Annotated in this window: 26 protein-coding genes; 13 read left to right on the forward strand and 13 right to left on the reverse strand. The window is 49.0% G+C overall.

Annotated elements, in window-relative coordinates:
- The first annotated feature begins 45 nt into the window (after positions 1-45).
- The 4 genes from Q4A84_RS00495 (at position 46) to Q4A84_RS00510 (ending at position 4,671) form a co-directional block, all read left to right on the forward strand.
- Positions 46-747, forward strand: a complete 702-nt coding sequence (locus Q4A84_RS00495; protein ID WP_303086968.1) for a hypothetical protein — start codon at positions 46-48, stop codon at positions 745-747.
- A gap of 119 nt (positions 748-866) precedes the next feature.
- Entirely contained in the window at positions 867-1,523 is a 657-nt protein-coding gene (locus tag Q4A84_RS00500) for a hypothetical protein (protein ID WP_303086969.1), read from the forward strand.
- Positions 1,523-2,872 carry a lipase gene (locus Q4A84_RS00505; protein WP_303086970.1) on the forward strand — a complete coding sequence of 450 codons (1,350 nt, stop codon included), beginning with the start codon at positions 1,523-1,525 and terminating at the stop codon, positions 2,870-2,872. The genes Q4A84_RS00500 and Q4A84_RS00505 overlap by 1 nt, the downstream gene beginning before the upstream one ends.
- A gap of 95 nt (positions 2,873-2,967) precedes the next feature.
- Positions 2,968-4,671 (forward strand): type IV secretory system conjugative DNA transfer family protein, encoded by a 1,704-nt coding sequence (locus Q4A84_RS00510; RefSeq protein WP_303086971.1) that lies wholly within the window; start codon positions 2,968-2,970, stop codon positions 4,669-4,671.
- 120 nt (positions 4,672-4,791) lie between these two features.
- On the opposite strand, the gene purM is transcribed toward Q4A84_RS00510, so the two are convergent.
- Both purM and Q4A84_RS00520 read right to left on the reverse strand, forming a co-directional pair.
- Entirely contained in the window at positions 4,792-5,829 is a 1,038-nt protein-coding gene (purM, locus tag Q4A84_RS00515; RefSeq protein ID WP_303086972.1) for a phosphoribosylformylglycinamidine cyclo-ligase, read from the reverse strand.
- Positions 5,830-5,896: 67 nt separating this feature from the next.
- On the reverse strand, positions 5,897-6,778 hold the full coding sequence (locus Q4A84_RS00520) for an NAD(P)H-hydrate dehydratase (protein WP_303086973.1): 882 nt from the start codon (positions 6,776-6,778) through the stop codon (positions 5,897-5,899).
- Between the two features lie 103 nt (positions 6,779-6,881).
- On the opposite strand from Q4A84_RS00520, the gene Q4A84_RS00525 reads away from it, so the two are divergent.
- The gene (locus Q4A84_RS00525) at positions 6,882-7,535 is read left to right on the forward strand and encodes a cytochrome b/b6 domain-containing protein (protein WP_303086974.1); all 654 of its coding nucleotides are present in this window, start codon (positions 6,882-6,884) and stop codon (positions 7,533-7,535) included.
- Between the two features lie 78 nt (positions 7,536-7,613).
- Here Q4A84_RS00525 and ribBA read toward each other — a convergent pair whose 3' ends face one another.
- The 4 genes from ribBA to corA form a co-directional block, all read right to left on the reverse strand.
- Positions 7,614-8,699, reverse strand: coding sequence for a bifunctional 3,4-dihydroxy-2-butanone-4-phosphate synthase/GTP cyclohydrolase II (gene ribBA, locus Q4A84_RS00530; protein ID WP_303086975.1), 1,086 nt, complete (start codon positions 8,697-8,699; stop codon positions 7,614-7,616).
- A 220-nt stretch (positions 8,700-8,919) separates the two neighbouring features.
- Positions 8,920-9,534 (reverse strand): riboflavin synthase subunit alpha, encoded by a 615-nt coding sequence (locus Q4A84_RS00535; RefSeq protein WP_303086976.1) that lies wholly within the window; start codon positions 9,532-9,534, stop codon positions 8,920-8,922.
- A gap of 175 nt (positions 9,535-9,709) precedes the next feature.
- A complete protein-coding gene (locus tag Q4A84_RS00540) occupies positions 9,710-10,204 on the reverse strand; it encodes an acyl-CoA thioesterase (RefSeq protein WP_303086977.1) in 495 nt (164 codons plus the stop codon).
- Positions 10,205-10,291: 87 nt separating this feature from the next.
- Positions 10,292-11,341 (reverse strand): magnesium/cobalt transporter CorA, encoded by a 1,050-nt coding sequence (gene corA / locus Q4A84_RS00545; RefSeq protein ID WP_303087065.1) that lies wholly within the window; start codon positions 11,339-11,341, stop codon positions 10,292-10,294.
- Between the two features lie 75 nt (positions 11,342-11,416).
- On the opposite strand from corA, the gene Q4A84_RS00550 reads away from it, so the two are divergent.
- On the forward strand, positions 11,417-12,028 hold the full coding sequence (locus Q4A84_RS00550; RefSeq protein ID WP_303086978.1) for a 4'-phosphopantetheinyl transferase superfamily protein: 612 nt from the start codon (positions 11,417-11,419) through the stop codon (positions 12,026-12,028).
- 114 nt (positions 12,029-12,142) lie between these two features.
- On the opposite strand, the gene Q4A84_RS00555 is transcribed toward Q4A84_RS00550, so the two are convergent.
- The 6 genes from Q4A84_RS00555 to Q4A84_RS00580 all read right to left on the reverse strand — a co-directional run bounded on the left by Q4A84_RS00555 (position 12,143) and on the right by Q4A84_RS00580 (position 19,641).
- Positions 12,143-13,918 (reverse strand): assimilatory sulfite reductase (NADPH) flavoprotein subunit, encoded by a 1,776-nt coding sequence (locus Q4A84_RS00555; protein WP_303086979.1) that lies wholly within the window; start codon positions 13,916-13,918, stop codon positions 12,143-12,145.
- Positions 13,919-13,994: 76 nt separating this feature from the next.
- Positions 13,995-15,305: a sulfate adenylyltransferase subunit 1 gene (locus tag Q4A84_RS00560; RefSeq protein WP_303086980.1), complete on the reverse strand. Its 1,311-nt coding sequence runs from the start codon at positions 15,303-15,305 to the stop codon at positions 13,995-13,997.
- Between the two features lie 186 nt (positions 15,306-15,491).
- Positions 15,492-16,427: a sulfate adenylyltransferase subunit CysD gene (cysD, locus tag Q4A84_RS00565; RefSeq protein ID WP_303087066.1), complete on the reverse strand. Its 936-nt coding sequence runs from the start codon at positions 16,425-16,427 to the stop codon at positions 15,492-15,494.
- Positions 16,428-16,461: 34 nt separating this feature from the next.
- Entirely contained in the window at positions 16,462-17,208 is a 747-nt protein-coding gene (locus tag Q4A84_RS00570) for a phosphoadenylyl-sulfate reductase (RefSeq protein ID WP_303086981.1), read from the reverse strand.
- Between the two features lie 8 nt (positions 17,209-17,216).
- Positions 17,217-18,662 (reverse strand): siroheme synthase CysG, encoded by a 1,446-nt coding sequence (gene cysG, locus Q4A84_RS00575; protein WP_303086982.1) that lies wholly within the window; start codon positions 18,660-18,662, stop codon positions 17,217-17,219.
- Between the two features lie 175 nt (positions 18,663-18,837).
- The gene (locus Q4A84_RS00580) at positions 18,838-19,641 is read right to left on the reverse strand and encodes an outer membrane protein assembly factor BamD (protein WP_303086983.1); all 804 of its coding nucleotides are present in this window, start codon (positions 19,639-19,641) and stop codon (positions 18,838-18,840) included.
- Here Q4A84_RS00580 and rluD point away from each other — a divergent pair.
- The gene (gene rluD, locus Q4A84_RS00585; protein WP_303086984.1) at positions 19,640-20,761 is read left to right on the forward strand and encodes a 23S rRNA pseudouridine(1911/1915/1917) synthase RluD; all 1,122 of its coding nucleotides are present in this window, start codon (positions 19,640-19,642) and stop codon (positions 20,759-20,761) included. The genes Q4A84_RS00580 and rluD overlap by 2 nt on opposite strands.
- Before the next feature lie 53 nt (positions 20,762-20,814).
- On the opposite strand, the gene Q4A84_RS00590 is transcribed toward rluD, so the two are convergent.
- Positions 20,815-21,282 carry a serine O-acetyltransferase gene (locus Q4A84_RS00590; RefSeq protein WP_303086985.1) on the reverse strand — a complete coding sequence of 156 codons (468 nt, stop codon included), beginning with the start codon at positions 21,280-21,282 and terminating at the stop codon, positions 20,815-20,817.
- Between the two features lie 152 nt (positions 21,283-21,434).
- Between Q4A84_RS00590 and pgeF the strand changes: the two genes are divergently transcribed.
- From pgeF to Q4A84_RS00620, 6 genes are all read left to right on the forward strand, one after another.
- Complete coding sequence (pgeF, locus tag Q4A84_RS00595) at positions 21,435-22,181, forward strand: peptidoglycan editing factor PgeF (RefSeq protein WP_303086986.1); 747 nt, start codon at positions 21,435-21,437, stop codon at positions 22,179-22,181.
- A 147-nt stretch (positions 22,182-22,328) separates the two neighbouring features.
- Complete coding sequence (gene dnaB / locus Q4A84_RS00600) at positions 22,329-23,735, forward strand: replicative DNA helicase (RefSeq protein WP_303086987.1); 1,407 nt, start codon at positions 22,329-22,331, stop codon at positions 23,733-23,735.
- A 155-nt stretch (positions 23,736-23,890) separates the two neighbouring features.
- Positions 23,891-24,559, forward strand: coding sequence for a GspH/FimT family pseudopilin (locus Q4A84_RS00605; RefSeq protein ID WP_303086988.1), 669 nt, complete (start codon positions 23,891-23,893; stop codon positions 24,557-24,559).
- A 56-nt stretch (positions 24,560-24,615) separates the two neighbouring features.
- Positions 24,616-25,284 (forward strand): type IV pilus modification protein PilV, encoded by a 669-nt coding sequence (gene pilV / locus Q4A84_RS00610; RefSeq protein ID WP_303086989.1) that lies wholly within the window; start codon positions 24,616-24,618, stop codon positions 25,282-25,284.
- 4 nt (positions 25,285-25,288) lie between these two features.
- Positions 25,289-26,377, forward strand: coding sequence for a PilW family protein (locus Q4A84_RS00615; RefSeq protein ID WP_303086990.1), 1,089 nt, complete (start codon positions 25,289-25,291; stop codon positions 26,375-26,377).
- Positions 26,362-26,946 carry a pilus assembly protein gene (locus Q4A84_RS00620; RefSeq protein WP_303086991.1) on the forward strand — a complete coding sequence of 195 codons (585 nt, stop codon included), beginning with the start codon at positions 26,362-26,364 and terminating at the stop codon, positions 26,944-26,946. The genes Q4A84_RS00615 and Q4A84_RS00620 overlap by 16 nt, the downstream gene beginning before the upstream one ends.
- Positions 26,947-26,948: the final 2 nt, after the last annotated feature.

A 26,948-nucleotide genomic window follows, 5' to 3' on the forward strand; every position in this document is an offset into this window, starting at 1 on the left:
AAGCCTCGAACAGCGTGATTATCCATTCGTAAAGAAAGAACCTTTATGAAACCCTTTACTTCCCTTCTAACCGCCGCCTTATTATCCGCCGCCAGCCTGAGCGCCTGCGGCGGGTCGGAGAAACATATGAGCATTCAAGAGCAGACTGAAAAACGTTTCCAACTCAATCCTCACCCTACAAAAGCCTACCGCATTAAAATCAAAATAAATGATGCGCCCGGGCCTTTGAAACTTGTCAGTTCAAGGATTCAATATATAGCAGACAATTGTTCATACATTATTAACAATGTGGAAGGTGCAAGCGCTAATCCTGAAAAATTCATAAATGTTGAATTTCAACAAACTACTTTAAATGAATATAAAGCCATAATTTATTTAGATAGAATGCAAAATGAAGATTATTTCGGAACAGGAATTTGTCAATGGAAAGCAGGTGGATTCAATCTAGGTTTCCAAGCCACAGGCAAACCAGAAGAAACTACTTTTTCAATAGGGGGAATTCTAGATAGTTCTCTACTTGTAGATGAAAGAAGTAAAAAAAACTCTCTTTTATTCAAACTAACTGAAACTAGATTCTACTGGAAAAAAGGATATCCATATTATAGAAATGAAGATGGTTCAATATACGAAAGCAACACTATGGCCGACTCTGGCATACAATCTGAATCACTAAATAAATATTATACTGACCAACAACGTAAAAATTTATTCAATATAACTGTTACTCTTGAGGAAATGAAGTCATGACTACAAGACAACAAAATGCTCGCTTCCTATCAAAAGCCTTATTTATCGAACGGATTGATAATCAGGCTGTCTGAAAATCTCGAATAGCGTGATTATCCATTCGTAAAGAAAGAGCCTTTATGAAACCCTTTACTTCCCTTCTAACCGCAGCCTTATTATCCGCCGCTAGCCTAAGCGCCTGCGGCGGGTCGGAGAACCGTATGAGCATTCAAGAGCAGACTGAAAAGCGTTTCCAACTCAATCCACACCCCACAAAAGCCTACCGCATTAAAATCAAAATCAACGATGCACCCGGGCCTTTGAAGCCAGTAGGAAAGATGTCTGTAGGTTATATCGCTGAAAATTGCTCATATACTATTGCTAAGTTTGCCGGAGCAAAGGCTAAACCTGAAAAAGATGTTTATACCGAAGTCAAACAGATAGGGGCAGATGAATATGAAAGTACCATTTATCTTGATGCCATGCGAGATGAAGATTATTTTGGGCAAGGAGTATGCCACTGGCAGGCATATAGTTTTGCTGTAGGATTTAAAGCGACGGGAAAGCCAAATGAAACAAACTTTGGGATAGGAGAAATTTTAGAAGAGATTTTATCTAAGAAGACTCGAACAATATATTTTTGGAAAAGAGGTTACCCTTACTATAGAAATGATGATGGTTCCGTCTATAACAAGGATGATATGTATGACTCTGGATATGATTCTTTAAACGATTACATTGCTCAAAGACGTAATGAATTATTTACGATGACTGTTCAAATTGAGGAGATTGAATAATGTCCCAGCTAAATAGACAACAATACGCAGATCTTTCAGAAGATTCTTATGAAAAAAGAAATGCTGATGAACATAAAAAAATTCTTATTGGCAAGCATTATTATAAAGTTCTTGCTACTTGGGGTAATCCTAAGACAGATTATCAGGGTGCTGTTTATCAAGATGTCGAAACCAATACTATTGTCGCAGCACATAGAGGAACGGAATCGCTTAAAGATGGAATAATTGACCTGAAAATGGTGTTTCAACAGGTTAACAGTCAGTTGGAAGATGCAACCACACTAACACTGATGGCTTTAAGAAAAGCAGAGGAGTTTCATAAAAAGCGTCCTGATATGCCCAAACCCAAAGTAGAGCAAACCGGTCATTCACTAGGCGGTTCTCATACCGAAATACAGGTTCATCTTTTTGAAGAAAAAGGGATTTTGATGGAAGGGGTAACCTTTAACGGTTACGGAGCGGCAGGCCTTCACGGCGTTCCCGAAAAAGACAATGGTCGATTAACGGCTTATGTGAAGGCTTCCGATGTAGTATCCGCTGCAAACCCCCATTACGGCAGAGTGGTGGTGTTGGCTACAGAGAAAGACCTCGCTCCGTTGAAAGCATACGGCTATAACAATGAGCGCGATACTCCGACACCTACGGCAATCAGCGCCAGCTTGACCAATACATTGCCAGCCCACGGGATAAAAAATTTTACCGGCTCCGATTCAATCCTATCCCGACTCAACTACCGTCATGCCCGCTCACTGGCGGACGATAATGAAAAGATGATTCAAGATTTTCGCAGTGATATAAAAGCCCTCAAAAACGGCCTCTCTCATGGCGTTAATGAAGCCAATAAAGCTTACGACATCATGCGCTCTATCCCCACTTCTTCTGAAATATTTATGCGGGAAATCCAGAAAAGCGTTATTCCGCCATTGATGGAAAATAACACCCAAACCGCCCCTGCATTGGGCCTCGCCGATATGCCTGAAAAGGCACGGCAACTTTGCGAAGAGTGTAAGACGCATCTAGTTGATTTTCATAAAGGAAAAAACATTGCTGTCAGTGAAGACAAGCTGGATAGAATGGCGGCTGCGGCCGGTGTGCAGGCTTATCGGGAAGGCTTTCCGGGTATTCAGGCGCTTGCCATTCATGATGGCGAAGTCAGATTCGGATACCGCTATCCTCACGAGCAGGCACTTTACGGTTTGGTAAACGCCACCCAAGCAGCCGCGACACCGGTTGAAGAAAGCGTGGTTCAATCAAGGCAGGCAGAGCAGGAATTGGCACAGAAGGCGCAACAACGTGAAATGGCAATGGCCGAATACCATTCGCAATCGCGCGGGAGAAGTATTTCTTAGATCGGTTATCGGTTGGAAACATTATTAATGATGCCTGTCTGAAAATATTCAGGCAGGCTATTATCTAGTCTTAATTTATCAAACAATAAAATATTATGAGCACCCGTAATCAATTTATTATGACCATAATCATGCTGCTGGCAGCTGTTGTTGCCGGCTGCTATCTTTCGGGCTTTATTTTGCTGCAATGGCTGGGATTGAACAACACACCGTTAGGGTTAACCACTTATTTCCAATATTTCAGCAAGCTGCATCTCCCGCGGGTTGCCGCTTATGCTTTACAAATTAAAACGTCAGGTGCCGTCGGCTTTGGTTTGCCTTTGCTGCTCTGGCTGATTCTGCTGATTCCGTTGTGGAAAAACCGGGCACCCAGCTTGCACGGCGAGGCGCGTTTTTCCAATCTTGTCGATTTGACTAAGGCAGGCTTTTTGAAACAAAGCGACACCAGCCTTGTGGTAGGCAAGCAAAACGGCAAATTGCTGTATTACAACGGCCAGCAGTTTGCTCTTCTGGCAGCACCGACCCGTTCGGGGAAGGGCGTGGGGATTGTGGTGCCTAATTTATTGCATTATCAAGGTTCGGTTGTTGTGTTGGATATTAAACAGGAAAACTTCAATCTGACCAGCGGCTACCGCAAAGAAGTGTTGAGGCAGGAAGTTTACCTGTTTAATCCGTTTGCCGAAGACGGGCGCACCCATCGCTGGAACCCGTTTACCTATGTTTCAAAGGATAAAAACCAGCGCATATCGGATTTGATGTCGATTGCGGCGATGCTGTATCCGGACGGAGACAGTAAAGACAAGTTTTGGGTGGCTCAGGCAAGAAATGCGTTTTTGGCTTTTTCGCTTTATTTGTTTGAAGAGTATGAGCACAGGAAAGGCTTCATTCCTGAGCTAAATCAATCGACTAATGGTACGGCTCCTTGCACCTTAGGCAAGCTTTACCGGCTTTCATCCGGCAATGGCGAAGAATTGAAAAATTACTTCCAAGAGCTGGCTCAAGCAGAATTTCTAAGCGAAGCCTGTAAAACTGCTTTTTCGGGGCTGGTTTCTCAAGAGAAAGAAACTTTCGGCTCTATCATGGGTACATTCAAAGAGCCGTTGAATCCTTGGCTTAACCCTCTGGTTGATGCAGCCACTTCGGCAGACGATTTTTTCTTGACCGATGTCCGCAAAAAGAAAATGACCGTCTACATCGGTATTTTGCCGAACAAACTGGCTGAATCAAGGGTAATCGTTAACTTGTTTTTCTCCCAGCTGATTAACCAAAACACCAAACAACTTCCGCAAGACAATCCTGCTCTGAAGCACCAATGTCTGTTGCTGATGGACGAATTTACCAGCATCGGTAGGGTGGACATCATTGCCCATGCCGTGAGCTATATGGCAGGCTATAACATCCGATTATTTCCGATTATTCAATCGGTTGCGCAACTGGATGCGGTTTACGGCAAAGAATATGCCCGCACCATCATTACCAACCACGCCTTGCAGATACTGTATACCCCGCGAGAGCAGCAGGATGCGAACGAATACTCAGAAATGCTGGGCTATACGACGGTTCGGAAACAGAACGTGAGCAAAGGGCGGGAGCGCAGCGTATCGGAGAGTGAAGAGAGAAGAGCGCTGATGCTGCCGCAGGAATTGAAGGCAATGAGCCAAGATAACGAGATTATGATTTACGAGGGGATGGCATACCCTGCTAAGGTTGGTAAGATTCGTTATTACAATGATAAAACGTTTACTTCGAGGTTGAGGAAAGCGGTGATGGTAAAATCGTTGGCGGTGAGTAAAGAATAATTGAGCACAATAATAGAAAATTGCCACATGATCCGTCAAACCGATTTTTGTTAATTGAATAACGCTGTAAAAAAGCCTGCCTGAAAATATTCAGGCAGGCTTTCTTATTATTAAAAATGATTACGCTATTTGCGTTTGATGCTCGTCGCCGATGCGCTCGCGGATTGTGCCCAAGCGGTAAACCGTTTCGCCTTGTCCTGCTAAAAATGCTTGCAAGGCGTCGGCTTCTTCTGCTGATGCAATCAGCACCATGCCGATGCCGCAGTTGAAGGTGCGGTACATTTCTTGCGGCGCTACGTTGCCGGCTTCTTGCAGCCAACGGAACAATTTGGGCAATGCCCATGCGCCGGCGTCGATTTGTGCAACGGTGTTTTGCGGTAAAACACGCGGTACGTTTTCGGTGATGCCGCCGCCGGTGATGTGTGCCATGCCTTTGATGGTAAATTGTTTCAACGCGGCCAGAATGGGTTTCACATAAAGGCGTGTGGGGGCGATGACGGCTTGGCGCAGAGTTTTGTTGCCGTCAAACGGGGCGTCTAAATCGGGGTTGTCACGCTCGAGAATTTTGCGTATCAGAGAATAGCCGTTGGAGTGGGCGCCGTTGGAAGCCAAGCCGAGCACGATATCGCCGGCGGCGATGCTGCGGCCGTTGATGACTTTGTCTTTTTCCACCACGCCTACGGCGAAGCCTGCCAAATCATATTCGCCTTCGGGATACATGCCGGGCATTTCGGCGGTTTCACCGCCGATTAGGGCGCAAGCGGAAGCTTCGCAACCTTGCGCGATGCCTTTGATTACATCGGTGGCACGCGCTACATCGAGCTTGCCGCAGGCAAAATAATCCAAGAAAAATAACGGCTCTGCGCCTTGTACCAGGATGTCGTTCACACTCATGGCAACGAGGTCGATGCCGACGGTGTCGTGCAAGTCCCAATCAAAGGCCAGTTTTAATTTGGTGCCAACGCCGTCGGTGCCGCTGACCAGCACGGGATTTTGGTATTTTTTGCTGATTTCCACCAAGGCGCCGAAGCCGCCTAAGTCGCCCAGCACTTCGGGGCGCATGGTGCGTTTGGCAAACGGTTTGATGTTTTCGACCAATTGGTCGCCGGCATCGATATCGACTCCGGCATCGCGGTAGCTCAGGGATGGGTTGCTCATGGTAGCTTTCTCGGATAGACAAAAAACGCAGCTATTTTACCTGATTTTAGATAGGGCTTGGTTATTATCATCGCGCGGCAGTCAAACGGTTGCGCAACCAGCGTGCGGCAGGGGCGATTTCGCCGGCAAGCATGCCGCTTTCGCCGATTTGCGAATTGCGTAAAACATCGGCCGCGGCGCCGTGCAGCCAAACACCGCCGCACACGGCTTGATAAGGCGGTATGCCTTGCGCAAGCAGCGAGCCGATGATGCCGCTTAATACATCGCCGCTGCCTGCGGTGGCAAGCCCGGCATTGCCGCTGGTATTGGTGTGCAAGGGGGCGCCGGGTTGGGCAATCAGGCTGCGATGGCCTTTTAAAACCACAATGGCGTTGAAGTTTTCAGACAGGCTTTGGGCGGCCGAACGGCGATCGGCCTGCACGGAAGCGGTGTCGGTGTGCAGTAGGCGGGCGGCTTCGGCGGGGTGAGGCGTGAGCACCAGCCGGCCGTGTCGGCGACAGGCGTCGGCAAGGGTTTGATCGCGTGCAACCAGATTCAGTGCGTCGGCATCCAGCAGTAGCGGTTTATCGGCGGGCTGGTTAAGCTGCCGGTGCAGCAGCTCGGCTGCGGTGTTGTCAGTGCCCATGCCGCAGCCGAGTACCCATGCGCTGATGTCGCTGCGCTGTTGCAATACGTTAGCGGTGGCGAGCATGATTTCAGGGCGTTCGGGAATCAGCGGCAGGGGTAGGTTCGGCTGGTTGAAGCCTGCCCATACTTTGCCGCAACCGTTGTAAATCGCGGCGGTGGCGGCCAATACCAGTGCGCCGCTCATGCCTGCCGCACCACCGATAATGCCCAGCGTGCCGTAGCTACCTTTGTGGCTGTCGGCCTTGCGCGGTTGGAACAGTAAAGGGAAGTGCTGTATGGCATCGGCAAAACGGGATAGGTCGGTTTGATACAATGCGAACATGGCGGCTCCTATGGAAAATCGGTACAATAAATAAACGTATCGCTATACTTTATTCAGACAGGCATCAATGCCTGCGGACACAAACCAAAACGGATATTTTATTATGAAACAGAGATTAAAAGTATGGGATTTGCCAACGCGCCTGTTTCACTGGACGCTAGTGGCAGGCGTGGCGTTTATGTGGTACAGCGCGAATCAGGGCGGCGATTGGATGGCTTGGCATTTGCGTTGCGGATTGCTGATGCTCGGAATGATGGTGTTCCGCTTGTGTTGGGGAGCGTGGGGCAGCGATACCGCTCGGTTTGCCCGTTTTTTCAAACCTTCGCAAATCGGCCGTTATCTGAAAGGAGAGCTTACCGAGAATGAGCAGCCCGGCCACAATCCATTGGGCGCGCTGATGGTGGTGGCGCTGATTGGTGCCGTATTGTTTCAGGTGGTAACGGGGCTGCTGGCCAGCGATGAAAATACGTTTATGTATAACGGCTATTTGAACGGATTGGCGGAAGGTGCGGGCGGAAAATTTCGTGAAATCCATGTGGTCTTTTTTAACTTGCTGGCCGGCTTGGCTGCTTTGCATGTGGTAACGGTGCTGTTGTATCGGTTTGTTAAAAAACACGATTTAATCAGGCCGATGATTACCGGATATAAAGAATTGGAAGGTAAATTGCCGGATTTGTGGTTTGCGGGCGCCGGCCGGCTGGTTGCCGCTTTGGCGGTTGCGATTGCGGCGATTGCAGCGGTATTGGGTGTTAAATAATAATCCGATAATATGGATTTGATAAAAGCCTGTCTGAAAAAATTCAGGCAGGCTTTTATCATTGTGCTGCGTTCCGCATCATGCTTGTGTTTCAAAGCCGGTTACTTCCAAACCGAAACCGGTCAGGCCGTTCATTGATGATGGTTTTCCCATCACGCGCATTTTTTTAACATTCAGCCCGGCCAGAATTTGCGCGCCGATACCGTAGGTTTTCCTATCCCATTTTTTCACTTGGAAGGTGTTTTTCGGCATGGTGCGGTCTAACAGTGCATCGCCGTCTTCGGTTCGGTGCAGCAAGATGATAACGCCGTTACCGGCTTTCTGGATGTGCTCCAGCGCGGCAGGAAGCGACCATGAATGGTTGGGGTCTGCTTGCAGAAAGTCGATGGCGCTGAAAGGTTCGTGTACCCGAACAAGGGTTTCGCTATCGGGCGACAGCTTGCCTTTAACCAAGGCCAGATGGGTTTCTCCCGAGAGCTTGTCAACATAAACGTGCTGTTGAAACTCGCCCCAAGGTGTTTGCACCGTAGTGTCGCCCATTTCTTCGAGCAGGCTTTCGGTGCGGCTGCGGTATTCGATGAGATCGGCGATGGTGCCGATTTTGAGCTGGTGCGTTTCGGCAAATTTCATTAATTCGGGCATGCGCGCCATGGTGCCGTCGTCGTTGAGGATTTCGCAAATTACGCCGGCAGGCGAAAGGCCGCTCATTTCAGCCAAGTCTACGGCGGCTTCGGTATGGCCCGCACGTACCAATACGCCGCCTTTTTGCGAGCGGAGCGGGAAGATATGGCCGGGTTGCACGATATCTTCGGGTTTTACGTTGGGCGAAACGGCGGTTTGGATGGTCAGCGCACGGTCGGCGGCAGATATGCCGGTGGAAATGCCGTGTGCGGCTTCGATGGAAACGGTAAAGTTGGTGCCGTATTGGGCGCCGTTTTTCTGCGTCATCTGCGGCAGGTTCAGGCGGTCGACCATGTTGTCGTTCATGGGCAGGCAAACCAGACCGCGTGCGTGCTTAATCATGAAATTAATGGCTTGCGGGGTGATGAATTGAGCGGCCATTACGAGGTCGCCTTCGTTTTCGCGGTCTTCGGCATCGGTGATGATGACCATTTTGCCGGCTTTGATGTCGGCGAGAATTTCGGGAATGGGTGTAATGTTCATGATAAACCTTAAGTCAGTTCAGATTTTTGTAGTTTGGTCCAATTGTAATAGCCGTATAAGGAATTGAATAGATAAGCCGTATACATCAGATATATGCAGGAATGCAAAAAGCCAGATTAGTTCGACCGGTTTCCAACCGTCAAACAATTCGGCTTTGATTTGTCGGGTTATGTTTTGTAGTCCATCAATCTATTTCTCTCATTGTTTTGCGTTTTTTATTTTAATGTTTATTGGCCTGCATGATGCGCTCGACCGTATCGACGATGGCTTGTGTTTGCGGGTCGATTTCGATATTGACGCTGTCGCCCGCTTGTTTGACGCCGAAAAGGGTGAGTCGCAAGGTTTCGGGAATTAGATGCACATTGAATTCTTGTGCGTTGACTTCGCCTATGGTCAGGCTGCAACCGTCTAGCCCGGCAAAGCCTTTGGGCAATATATAGGGGCGCAGTTCGGCGGGCAGGGCAAACCAGACGGTTTTATTTAGGCCGCTCGATTCGATGCGCGTGATGCGGGTAACGGCACTGATATGGCCGCTCATCAGATGGCCGCCGATTTCATCGCCGATGCGGGCTGCTCGCTCCAAATTAACGCGGCTGCCGGTTTTTAGCTGGCCAAGATTGGTTTTTTTCAGAGTTTCGGCCATTAAATCGAATTGAACTTGGCGGCCGTTGATACGGGTAATGGTTAGGCAGCAGCCGTTGTTGGCAATCGAGGCACCGGTTTGCAGATTGTCTGCCATATGCTCGGGCAACTCGACCGTTAGGGTGCAAAAATCGGCAGAGGGATTTTCAATGGCGACAATGGTGCCGGTGCCTTGTACGATGCCTGTAAACATGGATGTGCTTTCGGTTGGAAACGGTGTGTATTGTAGCACTATTGTTTATACGGAGAATGCCTGTCTGAAAACGACGGCGGTTTTCAGACAGGCATTCGCAAGGCTGGTAATTTTCAACGGATGCTGCCGGGTTGGTTCTACTGTTTATCTGGCAACCGGCCGGATTGCTTTGGGATTAGGCGCATGTATCGCAACCGTGTTGTTTGCTTTCCTGTAAACGTTGTTTTTTACGCTCTTCGGCTGCCATAAAGCGGCATCGCTGGATGTCGGTGCTGATACACAGAGGCGGCACGGGTACGGGCTTGCCGTTTTCAACGGCAACCATAGTGAAATAGCAGCTGTTGGTATGGCGGACGGTTTGTTCGCGGATGTTTTGCGCTTCCACCCGTATGCCCACTTCCATTGAGGTGCGGCCGACATGGTTGACGCAAGCGAGAAAGGTAACGAGCTCGCCGACGTAAATCGGTTCTTTAAAAGTAACTTTATCGACCGAAAGGGTTACGCAATAGTGGCCGCTATAACGGCTGGCGCAGGCGTAGGCAACTTGATCAAGCAGTTTGAGCAGGTCGCCACCGTGAACGTTGCCGCTGAAATTAGCCATATCGGGCGTCATCAGTACGGTCATTTGCAATTCGGGTTGCGGGGCTTGGGTTCGGGTTTCGGATGTCATGTGTGTGCTTCCTTTTCGGATATTAAGTTTTCAGACAGGCTTTAAGGGCGTGAAGAGCCGCTGCGGCAAAACTGAGGGTTTACGGTGTTAAATCCATTTGCGGCGGCGGAAAAAAATCAGCAGAGAAATCGTGATCAGGATAATCAGACCCCAAACCATGAAATAGCCGTAGCGCCAATGCAATTCGGGCATATTGTCGAAATTCATGCCGTAGATGCCTGTAATCAGGGTAAGAGGCATAAACAGGATGGTGATAACGGTTAAAACGCGCATTTGGATATTGAGGCGGTTTGATTGGAATGATAAATGGATGTCCATCATGCTCTGTATGGAATCGCGGGTGGCGTCGAGCGATTCGGATAGTTGGAGCAGATGATCGTAGGTGTCGAGCAAATAGTAATGGGCTTCGTTTTTAAACAAAGGAAAATCACCGCGTAAAAGCTGGCTCAATACGTCGCGCATCGGCGACAGGGTGCGTCGCAGGCGTACGGTATCGCGCTTAAGACGGTGAATTTTCGGTAATAAATCGTTGGTGTTGCCGCCGTTGTCGGCAAACAGGGTTTTGTCTAGGGATTCGACGCGGTGGTTGAATTGATCGAAAGTAATAAAATAATCGTCAACCAAACGATCGATAAAGGTATAGGCGAGAAAAGCGGGCGATTGGTCGCGCAGGCCGGTATGGTTGCCTATCAATTGTTTACGGATGCTGTCCATCAGGCCGAGCGGCCGGCGTTGGAAGGTCAGCACGAAATTTTTGCCCAAAATCAGGTAAACGGGATCGGAAACCAGTTTGTTGCTGTTGTATTGGAACACGCGCGATACGATAAACAGATAGGTGCCGTAATCTTCGGCTTTCGGGCGTTGGTTGCGGTTGAGCAGGTCTTCGATAACCAGATCATGAATGCCGTAAGGTGCAAGCAGGGTTTTAAGCGAGGCATCGTCGTTGATGCCTACGAAATGCAGCCAGTTGGTATCGTTTGAATCAAGATTATGGGGCGCGAGTTCTTCTGAATGTATGACGCCATCAACCGGTATCAGAGTGTGGCAGATACATTCGTCATGATTGTAGCGCATCTGATAAACGGCCTGTTTAGGGACGTTTTCAGTATTGTTGCGCTGCGGGGCGTCTTGGTTCATGGCAGATGCGCGTGATGAAAGGGAAAGTAAGGAAGTATAATGGAAATGCTTGCCTGAAACCAATTGATTGCCATTATGATGAGGATTACGCATTTCACTTGCCTGATTGCCGACGAACACAGCGCCGGCCGATACCAGCCGGATGGCTTGGACGAGCACGACCGCCGGCGTTTGCTCGATCACCCCGATTTGGCTCGTCGTGCGGATTGGCAAGTCAGCCGTTATTTGAAACAACAGGCACCGGCGCAGGTTAAATCATTGTCGCACAGCAAGGGCGCGGCCGCCGTGTTGTGCGGCGCAACGCCCATGCCGGCGGGAGTGGATATAGAAACCATTCGGGAGCGGGATTTTCAGGCTCTGGCAGAGTGGGTAGCAACGGAAGAAGAGCGGCAGGCATTGGCGCAGCGCGGCTGGCAAGCCGAAGATTTTTACGAACTGTGGACGTTGAAAGAAGCTTTGCTTAAAGCGGCTAATCTCAGTTTTCCCGATGATATGCAGCAGGTGGGCTGGCAAAAAAGTTTGGGCAACATGCGACAGCTGCATGTTAAAGGGCAGGTCGGTTGGAATGGTTTAACGGTAAAAATCGGCGAAAAACTGATGCTGGCTTGTGTGTGGCAGGGCGAGGCGTCGGTTGAGCTGTTGGGGGCGGACGCGCTAGGCGGACTGAGCGAGATGAAAAAATGGTAAGGTGGCTCTCGGAGCTTGCATCTTTTATTGTATTGCTATGGCAACAGAGAAAAAGCCTGTCTGAAAACTTCAGACAGGCTTTATAACAATCATTGGGGAAATCGACTTCTCAAATCAATAAACGTCTCGTTGATAACGTTTTTCTTCTCGCATTTCGTTCAGAAAATCTTCGGCGTCGTCGCGGCTCATTTTGCCTTCGGCGGCAATGATATCCAGCAGGGTGTTTTCCACATCGCGCGCCATGCGCAAGGCGTCGCCGCATACATAAATATGGGCGCCTTGTTGCAGCCATGCCCAAACTTCAGCCGAGGCGGCAGCGAGTTTGTGCTGTACGTAAACCTTTTCCTGCCCTTGTCTGCTCCAAGCCAGATCGGCGCGTGCCAGCAAGCCCGACTTGCGGTATTGCAGCCATTCGGCTTGATAGAGGAAATCATCGGTGAATTTCTGATTGCCGAAGACCAGCCAGTTTTTACCCGTATCGCCGTTGGCTTCCCGCTGCTGCATAAAGGCGCGGAAGGGGGCGATGCCTGTGCCGGCGCCGATCATGATGATGGGAGTTTCGCTGTTTTCAGGCAAACGGAAAAGCTTGTTCGGTTCGATGAATATGCGCAAACGCTCGCCTTCTTCCAAGCGGTTGCCCAGCCAGCCGGAAGCGGCTCCGGTGTAATGATTGCCGTGATGCTCGAAGCGCACCACACCTACGGTCAGATGCACTTCTTCGCCCACTTCTTCTTGAGACGACGCAATGGAATAGAGGCGCGGGGTTTGTGCACGGAACAGCCCGAATAGGGTTTGCGCATCGAATTTGTGCGGATGCGCTGCCAATACGCCGACCGGCGGCGTCAGTGCCAGATAGGCATTTAAGGCTTCGGCGTCTTCCACCGTGCGTTGAAGCTCTTCCGCTTTGCTCAGCGCGGCATATTGTTGTACGAATTGGGGGGTGTTTTGGGTGATGTCGAGATCTTGCGTGAGTGCGGTGCGGATGTCTGTTTCGCTGCCGTCGGCTTTTTGCACCGTTTCGCTGCCGTTCAAACCGGCATGTTGCAAAATTTCGGCCACGAGGTTGTCGTCGTTAATCGGCCAAACGCCCAGAGCGTCGCCCGCTTGATAATGGATGCCGGAGCCGGCAAGGTCGATTTCGATATGCTCAACATCTTTTTCAGCTTCACGGGCGGTAATTTTCTGCCGAACGGATAAAACGGCGGTAAACGGTTGCTCTTTAGAGTAGTGTTTGCCGCCTTCAGCCGGCAAATTGCTTGAAGCAGCCGTAGGCGGAGCGGCAGGACCTGCGGCCAGCCCGGCAACAACGGTCACTGCGGCTTCCACCCACGCATCGGCAGCGGCTTGATAATCAAGATCGCAAATGCCCAAATCGGCGATGCGCTTGCCGCCGAGTTTTTCCAAGGCGGCATCGAAGTCTTTGCCCGCTTGGCAGAAATCGGGATAGCTGCTGTCGCCCAAACCTAAAACGGCAAAACTGAGTTTGCCTAAATCCGGTGCTTTTTTGCCGGTCAGAAGTTTATAAAGCGGAACGGCTTCTTCCGGCGGCTCGCCTTCGCCTTGGGTTGAGGCGACAATCAGCAGGATATCTTCGCCGGAAATTTGCTTGGTTTTGTAATCTGCCGCGGCAACGAGTTTGGCTTGCACGCCCGCTCCGGCCAGTTTGGCCGACAGTCTTTCGGCCACTTTGCGGGCGTTGCCGGTTTGTGAGGCGGAAATGACGGTTACGCTGCGTGCAACGACAGGCTCTGCAGCGGGCAAACCTGTTGCCGCCGCAGCGCCGCTTTCCGCGCCTCCGCTTTTCGCCCATGCGTAGCCTGCCAGAAAAGCCAATTGCTGGGGAGTGAGCTGAGCCAGTTGGGCAAGCAGTTCGGGTGGTATTGGGTTCATGGTTGGTCCTTATTAATAGTATTTTTTGGCTTTTCCGCCCGTCTGATTTTTTCAGACAGGCATGGTGTGTCGGCTTTTAAATATCAAAGGCATCTTTCGTATCTTTTCCGCGTATCATGCCGGCGGCCACGGTATGGTTGGTGGCTTCGTCAATCAAAATGAATGCGCCGAGTGCGGCATTGTCGGCATAGTTGGCGGCGGCGAGGGCTTGCTGGCTTTTCAGGCTGACGCTGCCGATGTCGTTTAATTTCAACGCGTCGGCCGATTGAACGCGGCTGAGTGTGTGCACATCCCATATATAGGCGATTTCGCTGATTTTGACTGCGGTGGTGCGGGTACTGTGCTTGAGCAGATATTTCCGACGCAGGTTGAGCGGGGTTTCGTCAAACCAACACAGGGCGGCTTGGAATTCCTGCTGCGGCTCTATGGGGTTGTTGATGGCGACGATGCTGTCGCCGCGGGAAATGTCGATGTCGGTATCCAGCGTCACGGTCAGCACTTCGCCCGCCTCGGCTTGGTTGACTTTGCCTTTGGGGCTGTAGATTTCGGCGATTTTGGCAGTTTTGCCGCCGGGTAATACTTTGACTTCATCGCCGATTTTCAACCTCCCGGCTTCCAATCGGCCTTGATAGCCGCGGAAGTCGTCGCTGCTACTGCCGTCTTGACGTGCAACGCGTTGAACGGGAAAGTGGGCGGGCGAATCGGCGGCGTTTTTGCGGTCGACGGGCAGTTGCTCCAGTAAGCGAAGCAGTGGTAAATCTTGATACCACGGGGTGTTTTCGCTCGGGTTGACGATGTTGTCGCCGTTCAGGGCGCTAATCGGCAGGAAATAAATTTGCGCGTTAAGGCCGATTTGTTCGGCCAGTCGGCGATAGGCTTGGGTAATCGCTTGGTATCGGGTTTCGTCGAAACCGAGCAGGTCGAGCTTGTTAACCGCCACAATGACGTTGGGACAACCTAATAATTTGAGAATGGCACTGTGGCGCTTGGTTTGCGGCAATAATACGGGCTCGCTGCCGGAAAAATCGACACGCGTCGCGTCTATCAATACGATGGCCGCATCCGCGGTGGAGGCGCCGGTTACCATGTTGCGGGTGTATTGCTCGTGGCCGGGCGTGTCGGCAATGATGAATTTGCGCGCGGGCGTGGCAAAATAGCGGTAGGCCACGTCAATCGTGATGCCTTGCTCGCGCTCGGCGGCCAGGCCGTCGGTAAGGCTGGCGAAATCAGGTGTTTGGCCGTTTTGCGCGGCTTGGTCGAGCTTGGATAATTGGTCGGTAAGCAGGGTTTTGCTGTCGTACAGCAGGCGGCCGATGAGGGTGGATTTACCATCGTCAACGCTGCCGGCGGTAATGAATCTTAAAACGGGAGCAGAGGTTTGGGTCATACTGGGCATCCTTAGTTTGCTGGGCCGAAGGGCCGTTTTTATGGCGCATACTGTAAACAGGGCGCTTGAAAAAGGGAAAGAATGGTTTGTTTTAATTTAAGATGATTTCGTTATATCGGTTTGCTTGATAAGCAATGCCTGTCTGAAAGGTTTTTCAGACAGGCATTGTGTTTTGTAAAAAGCTCACTAGAAATAACCGGCTTTTTTACGCTCTTCCATAGCGGCTTCGGAAACGCGGTCGTCCATGCGGGTAGCGCTGCGTTCCGAAATGGTGGCGGCGGCGGTTTCCGCAATGATGTCTTCGGCGGTTGCGGCGGTGCTGGCTACGGGGCAGGTGCAGGAAATATCGCCTACCGTACGGAAGCGGACGCTGCGGATTTCGGAAACGTCGCCTTCGCGTTTGGGCGTGAGCGGGGTAACGGGTACGAGCAGGCCGCTGCGTTCCACTACTTCGCGTTGGTGGGCATAATAAATCGGCGGCAGGGCGAGGTTTTCGCGGGCAATGTATTGCCAGATGTCGAGCTCGGTCCAATTGGAAATGGGGAATACGCGCATATTCTCGCCCTGAAACAGGCGGGTGTTATACAGGCTCCATAGCTCCGGTCGCTGATTTTTCGGATCCCACTGGCCGAATTCGTCGCGGAAAGAAAAGATGCGCTCTTTGGCGCGGGCTTTTTCTTCGTCACGCCGCGCACCGCCCATTAGAGCGTCAAAGCCTTGTTCTTCGATGGTTTCCACCAAGGTAACGGCTTGTGCGGCATTGCGTGAATCGGTTTCTCTGCGCAAAACAACGCTGCCGCGCTTGATGGAATCTTCAACATGGCCGACAACCAATTGCACGCCTGTGCGCGCCACTGTTTGGTCGCGAAACTCAATCACTTCGGGATAATTGTGGCCGGTGTCGACGTGCAGCAGTTTGAACGGCAGTTTCAGCGGTCGGCCTTCAATTTGGAAGGCTTTAACGGCCAGCGCCAGCAAAACGACGGAATCTTTGCCGCCGGAAAACAGCAGCGCGGGATTTTTAGCTTCGGCGATAACCTCGCGGATGATGTAGATCGATTCGGCTTCAAGCCAATCGAGATGGTGGTTTTGGATAGAAGTTTGCATGATGGTGCCTTTTATTGATAATGCCTGTCTGAAAACGGTTGATATCGGGTTATTTGTGCAAACCGCATTCTTTGCTGTCTTTGCTTTCCCACCACCAGCGGCCGGCGCGGATTTCTTCGCCTGCGCGGATGGGACGGGTGCAGGGTTCGCAGCCGATGCTGGGATAGCCTTGCTCGTATAATGAATTGTAAGGAACGCTATGGCATCGGATATAAGCCCAAACGTCTTCTTCGCTCCAATCGTAAATCGGATTGTATTTGGCGATACCGCGCGCCGTATCTTGCTCGGCAAAGGCCAATTCGGTGCGGGTTACCGATTGCTCGCGCCGCTGGCCGGTAAGCCATGCGCCGGCATCGGCCAATGCGCGGTTCAACGGTTCGACTTTGCGGATGCGGCAGCATTCTTTGCGTAAATCAACGCTTTCGTAGAATGCGTTTAAACCTTTGTTAGATGTATATGCTTCTACGGCCTTTGCATCTGGTTTGTAGAGTTTGAATTTGAGCATCGGATAATGTTCGGCCAATATGTCGATTAACGACAAGGTCTCGGGATTGAGCCTGCCGGTTTCCAGCGTAAACACTTCGGCATCGGCCGCAATGTTTACCAACATATCAGTGATGACCATGTCTTCTACGGCCAAGCTGCTGGCCAGCTTAACTTTTTGATGCTGCGACAGAATAAAGCGTAAGCGTTTTTCTAATGCGGCGCTTTTTTCAGACAGGCTCCGGTTGGTCGCATCGGATATATTCGGAATCTGCCACAATTTCGGCTTGCTGAAAGAAACAACGGTTTCCATGCTTTTCCTTAACTTACCCGTTCCAACACTGGCGCCTCCGGCGTGCGCCACAAAGCATTGCGCGTATCGACGAATTGTTGCGGTGTTTTGCCGAACCAAGCCAAATCTTCGCGTAGCGCGGCGGTTTCACCGATAACCAGCAAAGCGGGAGAAGGCGCTTGCGCCGCCAGCCCGGCCAATTCTTTTAAGCTGCCTGAAAAAACTTGTTGCTCGGGCAAAGTGCCTTTGCTGATTACGGCCACCGGCGTATCAGGGTTTCTGCCGTGGCTGATCAGATTGTGCTGTAACTCGGCCGCTTTGATGGCACCCATATAAACCACTAGCGTCTGATTGCCTTGAGCCAACGTTTGCCACGACAGCTCGTTGCCTTCGCGACAATGGCCGGTAATAAACATGGCGCTTTGGGCATGGTTGCGATGGGTAAGCGGAATGCCGGCATAAGCGGTAGCGCCCAATGCAGCGGTGATTCCGGGCACCACTTCAAATGCGATTCCGGCCTCTTTCAAAGTTTCCAGCTCTTCGCCGCCGCGCCCGAACACAAAAGGATCGCCGCCTTTAAGCCGTACGACACGTTTGCCTTGGCCGGCATATTTCACCAAAAGCTGGTTGATTTCTTCCTGAATCAGATTATGTTTGCCCGCACGTTTGCCGACAAACACTTTCTCGGCATCACGCCTGACCAGTTCCAGCACTTGTTCTGAAACCAAAGCGTCATACAACACCACATCCGCCTGTTGGATGCGTTGCAAGCCTTTTAAAGTCAAAAGCCCCGCATCGCCCGGCCCCGCGCCGACCAAAGCCACTTCGCCTTTGCCTGTCTGCATGTTTTCGAGCTGTTGGCCGACCAAAATTTCAGCTTGCTCGGTTTGGCGGCTTTCGGTTAAACGTTGGAAAGAGGGATGGGTAAACAAGGTTTCCCAAAAATGGCGGCGTTGTGCGATGAAAGGAATTTTGGCTTTGACGCGATTACGCCAACGCGCGGCAATCGATGCCATGGCACCGAGGTTTTGCGGCAGCATCGCTTCCAGTTTTTCGCGCAACAAGCGTGCCAGCACAGGCGCGGTGCCGCCGCTGGAAATGGCAATCTGAATCGGACTTCGGTCGATGATGGAAGGAAAAATGAAAGAGCAGGCATCACGTTCGTCCACCACGTTGGCCCAACGTTGACGCTCTTCGGCTGCTTTGAATATGCGACTGTTGAGCTCGTGATCGTCGGTAGCGGCGATAACCAGCCAAACAGTGTCGAGTTGGTGCTCTGCGAAGACTTTGCCTAACCATTCGATGCGTTTTTGTTCGACCAAGTTTTGCAAAGCCGCATTGAGTTTGTCGGCAACCAGATTGACTTTGGCGCCCGTTTTCAACAGCGTTTCGACTTTTCGAGCTGCAACAGCTCCGCCGCCGACAATCAAAACGGCGCGGTTTTTCAAATCTGCAAATAGGGGGAGATAATCCATTTTTCTTTCCACTCTGAAACCGAGGCTTATCATAAGCGAGAGCTCGGGCGCAAAGGAAAGATTTATTTCTGCCTTAGATAGAATGAAAAATTATATGGAGGAAAAAGCGAAATGCCTGTCTGAAAACTTCGGTTTGGTTTTCAGACAGGCATTTGGGTTTAATGATGAAGACGGTTTATTTCCAATAACGCCACCAAGGGATATTATCGGCTTTCCAGTCTTGCTTCAAATAAGGACTTTGCGGGAAATTGGCTTGCAGCACGCGGGTGGCGTCTTCAGCCGATTGTTGTTGGTTCAGCCTCTTATAAGAAGTAATCATAATGGCCAGCGCTTCTTCTACGAAACGGGTGTTTTGATATTGAGAGATGACTTTTTGCGAGCGATTGATAGCGGCCAGATAGGCGCCGCGATTGATGTAATAGCGCGCAATGGCCATTTCGTTGCCCGCCAATGCGTCTACCAGTTTGGTCATGCGCTCGGTTGCATCCGCCGTATATTGGCTGTCGGGATAGCGCTTAACCAAGTCTGCGAATGCCTGATAGGCTTCGCGGTTGGCTTTGGGATCGCGGTCAGACCAGTCTTGCGAGGCCAGTTTGTTCAAAAACGATTGGTCTTCATGAAAAAGCACCAAGCCTTTTAGGTAAAGCGCGTAATCCATGTTGGGATGGTTGGGATAGAGACGCTGGAAACGCTGAATGGCAGCCAGTGCTTTTTCCGGCTCTTCGTCTTTATAGTAAGCATAAGCGGTATCCAGTTGCGCCTGTTGGGCGTAAGTGCCGTTTGGAAAACGCGATTGCAGCAGTTCATATAACTTGATGGCTCGCGTATAATTATGGCTGTTCAACTCGTCGTGCGCTTCGGCATAAAGCTTGTTGACAGTCCAATCTTGGGTAATCTGGGCATCTTTGTCTGCGGCGCCTGTTGCGGCGCAACCGGATAACGCCAAGCCTAACGAAACAATTAAAAGAATTTTTTTCATGCAAAATATTTCCGTGGATAACGACGCCGATTATAACGATGATTTGACGTTTTCGGCAGCCCCCAATGTAGAAAGTTTCATAAATTTAATGATTCCGGTTGATTTGGCGGGGATGCGCCTTGATGCCGCACTGGCAAAATTGCTGCCTGATTATTCCCGCAGCCGCTTGAGCGGGTGGATTAAAGAAGGCGGCGTTTTGGTTGACGGAAAGCCCGCCCAGCCTAAAGATAAGCTGATTGGCGGCGAGGCTTTAAGGGTTTGCGTGCGGCAAAGCGATGAGAATGTGGCGTTTACACCGGAAGAGATGCCGTTGGAGATTATTTACGAAGACGATGCGGTAATCGTGTTGAATAAACCGGCGGGATTAGTGGTGCATCCGGCGGCAGGCAATTGGTCTGGTACGCTGCTGAACGGCCTGTTGGCGCACTGCCCCGCATTGGCGCAAGTGCCGCGGGCGGGCATTGTTCATCGGTTGGATAAGGATACCAGCGGCCTGATGGTGGTGGCGAAAACCTTGCCGGCGCAAAACCATCTGGTCAAACAGCTTCAGGAGCGCAGCGTAAAGCGGATTTATCGTGCGGTGGCTAATGGCGTGGTGCCGTTTGACGGTAAGATTGAAACTTTAATCGGGCGCGATCCGCATAATCGTTTGAAAATGGCGGTGGTGAAGTTCGGCGGCAAGGAGGCGGTAACGCATGTTAAAGTTTTAGAGCGCTACGGGGCGCACAGCTATGTGGAGTGCTCGCTTGAAACGGGGCGTACCCATCAAATCCGCGTGCACATGCGCGAGGCCAACCATCCGCTCGCAGGTGATCCGGTGTACGGCAACCCCCGCCACGCATGTTCGCCCTCGGTGAAAGACGCTGTTAAGGCTTTGGGCAGACAAGCATTGCACGCGTACAGCCTGAGTTTCATTCACCCTGAAACAAATGAAACTGTATCGTTTCAAGCACCTTTGCCGGAGGATATTTATCATTTGTTATCCGTTTTACGTTTGGAGAGCGGTTTGGATTCATCTTTAGGGCACGAACCCGGTTGGCAGAATGATGCCAATGCGTCGGATGACGACGATTGGGATGAAGACGATTATGATGTGGAAGTGATTTATGTGAAAGAATGAAAAAAGCCTGTCTGAAATTTTCAGACAGGCTTTTTAATAAAGTTCTAAAGAAATCAGCGGTAAAATTCATCGCGCTTGATAGTGCGCAAAACTTTTGCCGGCACGCCTACCGCCAAAGAAGACGGCGGTATGTCTTTTACCACAACGGCATTGGCGCCGATAACGGAATCTGAGCCTACCTTCACGTCGCCTATCAATTTCACGCCGGTAGCCAGCATCACATTATCGCCGACGGTAGGATAAGTGTGATTGAAGGTACCGTCATCTCCTAAGGTAACCCCATTGAAAATCTTACAATTTTCACCCACTACCGCGTTATAGCCGATGGTAATATTATAATGGTGGGCAAAATGAGATCCTTTACCGATTTTAGCTGCCGGATGAATATCGCTCGAAAATATCATGCGGCCAAGCATATAAACCAAATAGCCCAAAGGTCGGGTCAATTTATTGCTATAAAGCTTGTGTGAAATACGGTAGGTCAACATCAAATGTGTTGCGGGCAGGAGTAAGCTTTTCATATGGGGGTCTCTAAAGTTGTATTTGAAAATTATGTAAATTCAAGCGGATAAAATTAACACTACTTTATTTTTATAAGCATTTGTTGAAACCTGGCAAAAAATTTACTCGGAAACACAAAATGGAAAATTTTAATTTTAAACAAGTAGCTAATATGAATTATATACCAAAAGCATTTTTTACCGCTACATGGCCTGCACCTAAAAATGTAAAGGTTTTTATGACTACGCGAAAGGGCGGTAAAAGCAACGGTTGTTTTAGTAGCCTGAACGTAGGTATGCATGTCGGAGATGACCCCGAAGCAGTAAAGCAAAATCGCGCTTTGGTACAAGAAAAGGTCGGGCTGCCCTTGGCCTTTCTTAATCAGACTCATAGTGCCACAGTAATACGGGCCGAAGATGCTGTTGAAAAATTGTGGGATGCAGATGCGAGTGTTGACGATACTGGGCGTGCGGCGTGCGTTGTCATGACTGCGGATTGTTTGCCCGTTTTATTCTGCGATAACGCCGGCACGGTTGTGGCGGCCGCTCATGCAGGTTGGCGCGGTTTGGCAAATGGTGTTTTGGAAAACACTGTGGCCGCGATGAAGGTAAACCCGATAGAAATTATGGCTTATTTCGGCCCGGCCATCGGCCCGGATGCGTTTGAAGTGGGTAATGAGGTGCGCGAAGCGTTTTGCCGTAAAATGCCAAAGGCTGAAAGCGCATTCCAAAGCATTTCCGATGATAAATATTTAGCGGATATCTATCAGCTTGCCCGTCTGGTTTTACAACAACAAGGCGTTACTCAGATTTATGGCGGAGAACATTGTACGGTATTGGAGCGAGACAATTTCTTTTCTTATCGTCGCGATGGGCAAACCGGCAGAATGGCCAGTATTATTTGGTTGGATAATGAGTAATTTTTTAGAATAAGTAACGTTTATTTGTTCAAGAATACGGTTTTTCAGACAGGCATATGCCTGTCTGAAAAGCTAATCTGTAAACCGAGAGAAAACGAATTTCAGCTATAATACGGCTTTCCGTTTTGCGTTCGATAAAGAAACAATATGAATGATTACAGCTATATAACTGCTTCTGACGATGAAGTAAGCGCCTTATCGTTACCTCCGCATTCGGTTGAGGCCGAGCAATCGGTATTGGGCGGCCTGATGCTGGAGAACCAAGCTTGGGATCGGATTGCCGATGTGGTAACGGGCGAAGACTTTTACCGTCACGAACACCGTCTGATTTTCCGTGCCATCGCATCTTTGGTCAACGAAAATAGGCCTGCCGATGTCATTACCGTGCAAGAAGTATTGGAACGCAGCGAAGAATTGGAACATGCGGGCGGGTTCAACTATCTGGTTACTTTGGCGCAGAATACACCTTCCGCAGCCAACATTCGCCGCTATGCCGAAATTGTGCGCGAGCGCTCGGTTATGCGCCAGCTTGCCGAAGTGGGCACCGAAATCGCCCGCAGCGCATACAATCCTCAGGGTAGAGATGCGGATAAATTGCTGGACGAAGCGGAAAACAAAGTCTTCCAGATTGCCGAAAGCACTGCCAAAGCTAAGCAAGGCTTTTTAAATATGCCGGACTTGCTCAAAGAAGTAGTAGAGCGGATTGATATGCTTTATTCACGGGATAACCCAGACGAAGTAACCGGAGTTGCAACCGGCTTTATCGATTTGGATAAGAAAACATCAGGCTTGCAGGGCGGCGACTTGATTATTGTAGCGGGCAGGCCTTCTATGGGAAAAACCGCATTTTCCATCAATATTGCAGAACATGTTGCCGTTGAAAACAAGCTGCCGGTTGCCGTTTTTTCCATGGAGATGGGCGGCGCTCAACTGGTAATGCGGATGTTGGGTTCCATCGGCCGGCTTGACCAAAGCGTGCTTAAAACCGGTGCCTTGAAAGACGAACATTGGGGGCGTTTAAATGACGCGGTGGTTAAACTTTCCGATGCACCTATGTTTATCGATGAAACACCGGGTTTAACCGCTTTGGAATTACGCGCGAGAGCAAGGCGGCTGGCCCGGCAGTTCGGCGGTAAACTAGGCTTGATTGTGATTGATTACCTGCAATTAATGTCCGGCTCGGGGCGCGGCGACAACCGTGCATCCGAATTGGGCGAAATTTCCCGTTCGCTCAAATCACTGGCTAAAGAATTGCAAGTTCCAGTCATTGCACTTTCCCAATTAAGCCGTACAGTCGAACAGCGTACGGACAAACGCCCTATGATGTCAGATTTGCGAGAGTCAGGTGCGATTGAGCAAGATGCTGATTTGATTATGTTTATGTATCGTGACGAATATTATAACGCCGAATCGCAGTTCAAAGGCCTGGCCGAATGTATTATCGGTAAAAATCGTAACGGGCCGGTCGGCAAAGTAGTATTGACTTGGACCGGCCAATTTACCAAATTCGACAATGCAGCATTTGTGCCGGAATTAGCCGCAATGGAAGATTAAAAAGCCTGATTTGTTGCAAAATTTCGGGCAGGCCGGATGAAAAAGGCCGATTTCAACATAAATCATTAGGCGGGTAGGCGGACTATCGTTTAAAATGGGGTAAATTTTTAACAACGATTACGCACATTACCAATAATAAACGTTAGGTGTTACTCATGCGTTCACAACAAAAAGGTTTTACCTTAGTCGAATTGATGGTGGTGGTTGCCATATTCGCCATCATATCCCTTATTGCCTATCCCAATATGACCGAATGGATTGCCGAGCGACGCATTGCCAATAAAGCGGAGCAAATGGCGAATATGTTCCGCCTCGCAAGAGGAGAAGCGGTACGGATTGGCGTGCCAGTTTATATCTGTCCCGTAAATCTTTCTGATGCCGGCAGCCCTAATTTTTATTGCCAAACTTCATCTCCTGAAGGTTATGCAGCGTTTGCAGATGTCAACAAGGATAATAAATTTACCAAAGATGTTGATCTTCCTTTAAGAACAGTAGTATTGAATACGCCTTCACGAGCAACTATGCGTTATCTATTTGATAATTTAAGCGCCAATTACAGTATTATCAGAAGCGGTAGTGAACAAGCACGTGCAGCAGGATATTTGCCTAACGGATCATTTCTAAGAGCTAACTATGCTACTGACGGTACGATTACTACAAATCCCGCAAACAGTATCATCAAAATTGTTTTGACAGATATAGAACCAAAGGACAAGGAAAAGAGCAGAGCACAAGTGATGTTGTTGGATAGTAGTGGCAGGGTTCAGTTTTGCAAAAAATCAGAAATTGCGGATGCTGCTAATAAAAAATGCACTTTCCAATAAATATAGAATTGAAAATTTAATCTATTATTCATAATTTGAATGAGAGAGTTTAAACAATGAAAAGAAAAATCAATCAATTAAAAACATATACGGGCAGATTCACCTTGATTCGCAAACAGCAAGGCTCAACTTTAATTGAGGTTCTGGTTTCCATGCTGATGTTGGGTCTCGGCGTGTTGGTTTTACTAGCAACTCAATTGAAAACTGTGGCAGGCGTAAGAGAAGCGGAAAATCAGACAATTGTTGCTCAGGCCACGCAAAATCTGATTGAAGGTATGTTGGCCAACCCTAAACTCAAGTTAACCAAATTGAACACAGCTAATATTAGTGGTGGAATTGAATGGAATAGTAAGAATTATGATATTTATAGCGGAAATATCAATAGCGTAAATCCTGATTCCTGCACTGGATTGACAAGTAAAAACGATCTTAATAAAACCAATTTGGCACTGGAGCAAATGTGTGACTTCAGAAAAGCTCTAAAGACAAATTTACCGGATGCAACCTTCCATATTAATATCTGCCGGGATAGTAGTAATCAAAAACCAACGGTCTCCTCAGGAGGAAATGTTGATTGGCATTGTGTGGCAACGACAAAAGATACACCCTATACTGTGGTAAAAATTTTATGGCAAATGGACACTGAAAACGAAGAAAATGCTAAAGGGGTTACGGTTGTCGATGGTAAAGCGGTTTACACTTATCAGGCGCGAGTTACGGATTAATGAGATGAAAAATAAAAAAATATATTTTAACCAATATACGGGAAAACCGAAGGGCTTCTCTATCATAGAATTTATGATTGCAAGCTTGCTTAGTGTCATCGTATTGATTGCCGTAGGTTCAGGTTATTTCGCAGCCAGAAAAGTTAACGATGTTGCGATTGCTCGTTTAAATGCACAACAAGACATCCGTAATCTATCCAATATGATTGTCCATGATGCCCGTATGGCCGGTGATTTTGGTTGTTTCAATTTAAGTAACTTAGGCGGGGCAAATATCGCTGTTGAAAACGAATTGGGGCAGGGGAATAGTATTCTTAATTTAAAAGATTTTTTATTTTCCGGTACCGCTGGCAATACCAATGCGATCAAGCTTTCCGAAGGTGTGAAAAGTATCGCCCAAAGTAAATTTTCACAAATAGTTACGGTAAATAATTTTACAGCACAATCCGATGCATTGGTGTTTCAATATGGAGATGGCTCGCCTGCTATTACGGGTCTGACCTCAAATAAAATTGAAATTGAGCCGGCGCAGGATTCTATCGCTCCAACATTAACGGCAAATGCTCCGATTGCAGTTAGTACCTGTAATACATTGAGTTTGCATAAAGTATCAGGTAGAAGTGGCAATTCCATCACATTAAACGGAGCCTTGCCTACTTCCATTTCAGCAAAAACAGCATTACCTGAAGTTTCTTTAACCAGATATATTGTAAATGTTTATGTAGTAGGAACATTAAACGGGCAACAAGGGCTTTATCGTATCCAATATGGCAATGGTTCTTGGGAAACGCCTCAATTATTGCTGCCTAACATTACAGGTATGACGATTTTATACGGTTATGTTAAGGGTTGTCCAAGCATAGATCCCGCAGCGGCGAGCTCAGCGGATGAGAACTTCAATTTTACTAACCAGCAACTGACCACCGATGCTATTCGCCCTCTGGCAAGCGTTCGTTTGGTATTGAATGGGAATAATTTGGCAGCAAGGGGAGAGCTTATGGCCAATTCGGCTTCGAAAGAAAGCGCGGGCGATGTCTATATCTATAATATTGATGCAAATATCCGCGGAGGCAACCGATGCGCAAACCGTTGATTATGGCTCTACCGAAAAAGCAGCAAGGATTCTCCCTTTTCATGGTGCTGGTAATGATGCTGGTTATTGCATTTTTAGTTATAGCAGCCACTCAATCCTATAATACCGAAATGCGGATTAGTAGTAATGACGCCGATAGAAAAAGTGCTTTTTCACTTGCCGAAGCAGCATTAAGGCAAGGGGAGTCTGAAATTGGTAAATTTTCAAATGAAACATTTAGCGCCAATTGCACCGACGGATTATGCGTTCAATCTGAACAGGAAACTAAAAGTGAAATCACTGCTGCAGGTAATTCTTTGAATCTTCAATTAGAAGCTTGCGGTGCAGGATGCAAGGGAATTAATGCATGGGAACGCTCCGGTGTTTTCCAAACTGTCGGTAAAGAATATAAAGTTCCAGATAATCTGTCTGCTAAACCTGCGCGTTATATTATCGAAGCTCTTGGCTCCAATACTGAATCAGATGGAACGATAAGGGTAATCTACCGTGTTACGGCTCGTGCATGGGGTGAAAATCCGAATACTACGGTAACCCTACAATCGTATGTTGAAGGCGTATATAACCAGTAAGC

Origin of the sequence: Neisseria sp. (assembly GCF_030527965.1) — a bacterium.
In the GTDB taxonomy this organism is placed as follows: Bacteria; Pseudomonadota; Gammaproteobacteria; order Burkholderiales; family Neisseriaceae; genus Neisseria.

Bases quoted from the DNA above. Each gene is read 5' to 3' on its own strand.
- ribBA (WP_303086975.1), bottom strand. From the start codon at position 8,699: ATGAACATTACACCCATTCCCGAAATTCTCGCCGACATCAAAGCCGGC.
- pgeF (WP_303086986.1), top strand. From the start codon at position 21,435: ATGAATTATATACCAAAAGCATTTTTTACCGCTACATGGCCTGCACCT.
- purM (WP_303086972.1), bottom strand. From the start codon at position 5,829: ATGAGCAACCCATCCCTGAGCTACCGCGATGCCGGAGTCGATATCGAT.
- Q4A84_RS00510 (WP_303086971.1), top strand. From the start codon at position 2,968: ATGAGCACCCGTAATCAATTTATTATGACCATAATCATGCTGCTGGCA.
- cysG (WP_303086982.1), bottom strand. From the start codon at position 18,662: ATGGATTATCTCCCCCTATTTGCAGATTTGAAAAACCGCGCCGTTTTG.
- Q4A84_RS00520 (WP_303086973.1), bottom strand. From the start codon at position 6,778: ATGTTCGCATTGTATCAAACCGACCTATCCCGTTTTGCCGATGCCATA.
- corA (WP_303087065.1), bottom strand. From the start codon at position 11,341: ATGAACCAAGACGCCCCGCAGCGCAACAATACTGAAAACGTCCCTAAA.
- Q4A84_RS00605 (WP_303086988.1), top strand. From the start codon at position 23,891: ATGCGTTCACAACAAAAAGGTTTTACCTTAGTCGAATTGATGGTGGTG.
- Q4A84_RS00505 (WP_303086970.1), top strand. From the start codon at position 1,523: ATGTCCCAGCTAAATAGACAACAATACGCAGATCTTTCAGAAGATTCT.
- Q4A84_RS00560 (WP_303086980.1), bottom strand. From the start codon at position 15,305: ATGACCCAAACCTCTGCTCCCGTTTTAAGATTCATTACCGCCGGCAGC.
- Q4A84_RS00525 (WP_303086974.1), top strand. From the start codon at position 6,882: ATGAAACAGAGATTAAAAGTATGGGATTTGCCAACGCGCCTGTTTCAC.
- rluD (WP_303086984.1), top strand. From the start codon at position 19,640: ATGCAAAATATTTCCGTGGATAACGACGCCGATTATAACGATGATTTG.
- Q4A84_RS00580 (WP_303086983.1), bottom strand. From the start codon at position 19,641: ATGAAAAAAATTCTTTTAATTGTTTCGTTAGGCTTGGCGTTATCCGGT.
- Q4A84_RS00615 (WP_303086990.1), top strand. From the start codon at position 25,289: ATGAAAAATAAAAAAATATATTTTAACCAATATACGGGAAAACCGAAG.
- Q4A84_RS00500 (WP_303086969.1), top strand. From the start codon at position 867: ATGAAACCCTTTACTTCCCTTCTAACCGCAGCCTTATTATCCGCCGCT.
- pilV (WP_303086989.1), top strand. From the start codon at position 24,616: ATGAAAAGAAAAATCAATCAATTAAAAACATATACGGGCAGATTCACC.
- Q4A84_RS00540 (WP_303086977.1), bottom strand. From the start codon at position 10,204: ATGACATCCGAAACCCGAACCCAAGCCCCGCAACCCGAATTGCAAATG.
- Q4A84_RS00620 (WP_303086991.1), top strand. From the start codon at position 26,362: ATGCGCAAACCGTTGATTATGGCTCTACCGAAAAAGCAGCAAGGATTC.
- Q4A84_RS00590 (WP_303086985.1), bottom strand. From the start codon at position 21,282: ATGAAAAGCTTACTCCTGCCCGCAACACATTTGATGTTGACCTACCGT.
- Q4A84_RS00555 (WP_303086979.1), bottom strand. From the start codon at position 13,918: ATGAACCCAATACCACCCGAACTGCTTGCCCAACTGGCTCAGCTCACT.
- Q4A84_RS00570 (WP_303086981.1), bottom strand. From the start codon at position 17,208: ATGGAAACCGTTGTTTCTTTCAGCAAGCCGAAATTGTGGCAGATTCCG.
- Q4A84_RS00535 (WP_303086976.1), bottom strand. From the start codon at position 9,534: ATGTTTACAGGCATCGTACAAGGCACCGGCACCATTGTCGCCATTGAA.
- Q4A84_RS00550 (WP_303086978.1), top strand. From the start codon at position 11,417: ATGATGAGGATTACGCATTTCACTTGCCTGATTGCCGACGAACACAGC.
- dnaB (WP_303086987.1), top strand. From the start codon at position 22,329: ATGAATGATTACAGCTATATAACTGCTTCTGACGATGAAGTAAGCGCC.
- Q4A84_RS00495 (WP_303086968.1), top strand. From the start codon at position 46: ATGAAACCCTTTACTTCCCTTCTAACCGCCGCCTTATTATCCGCCGCC.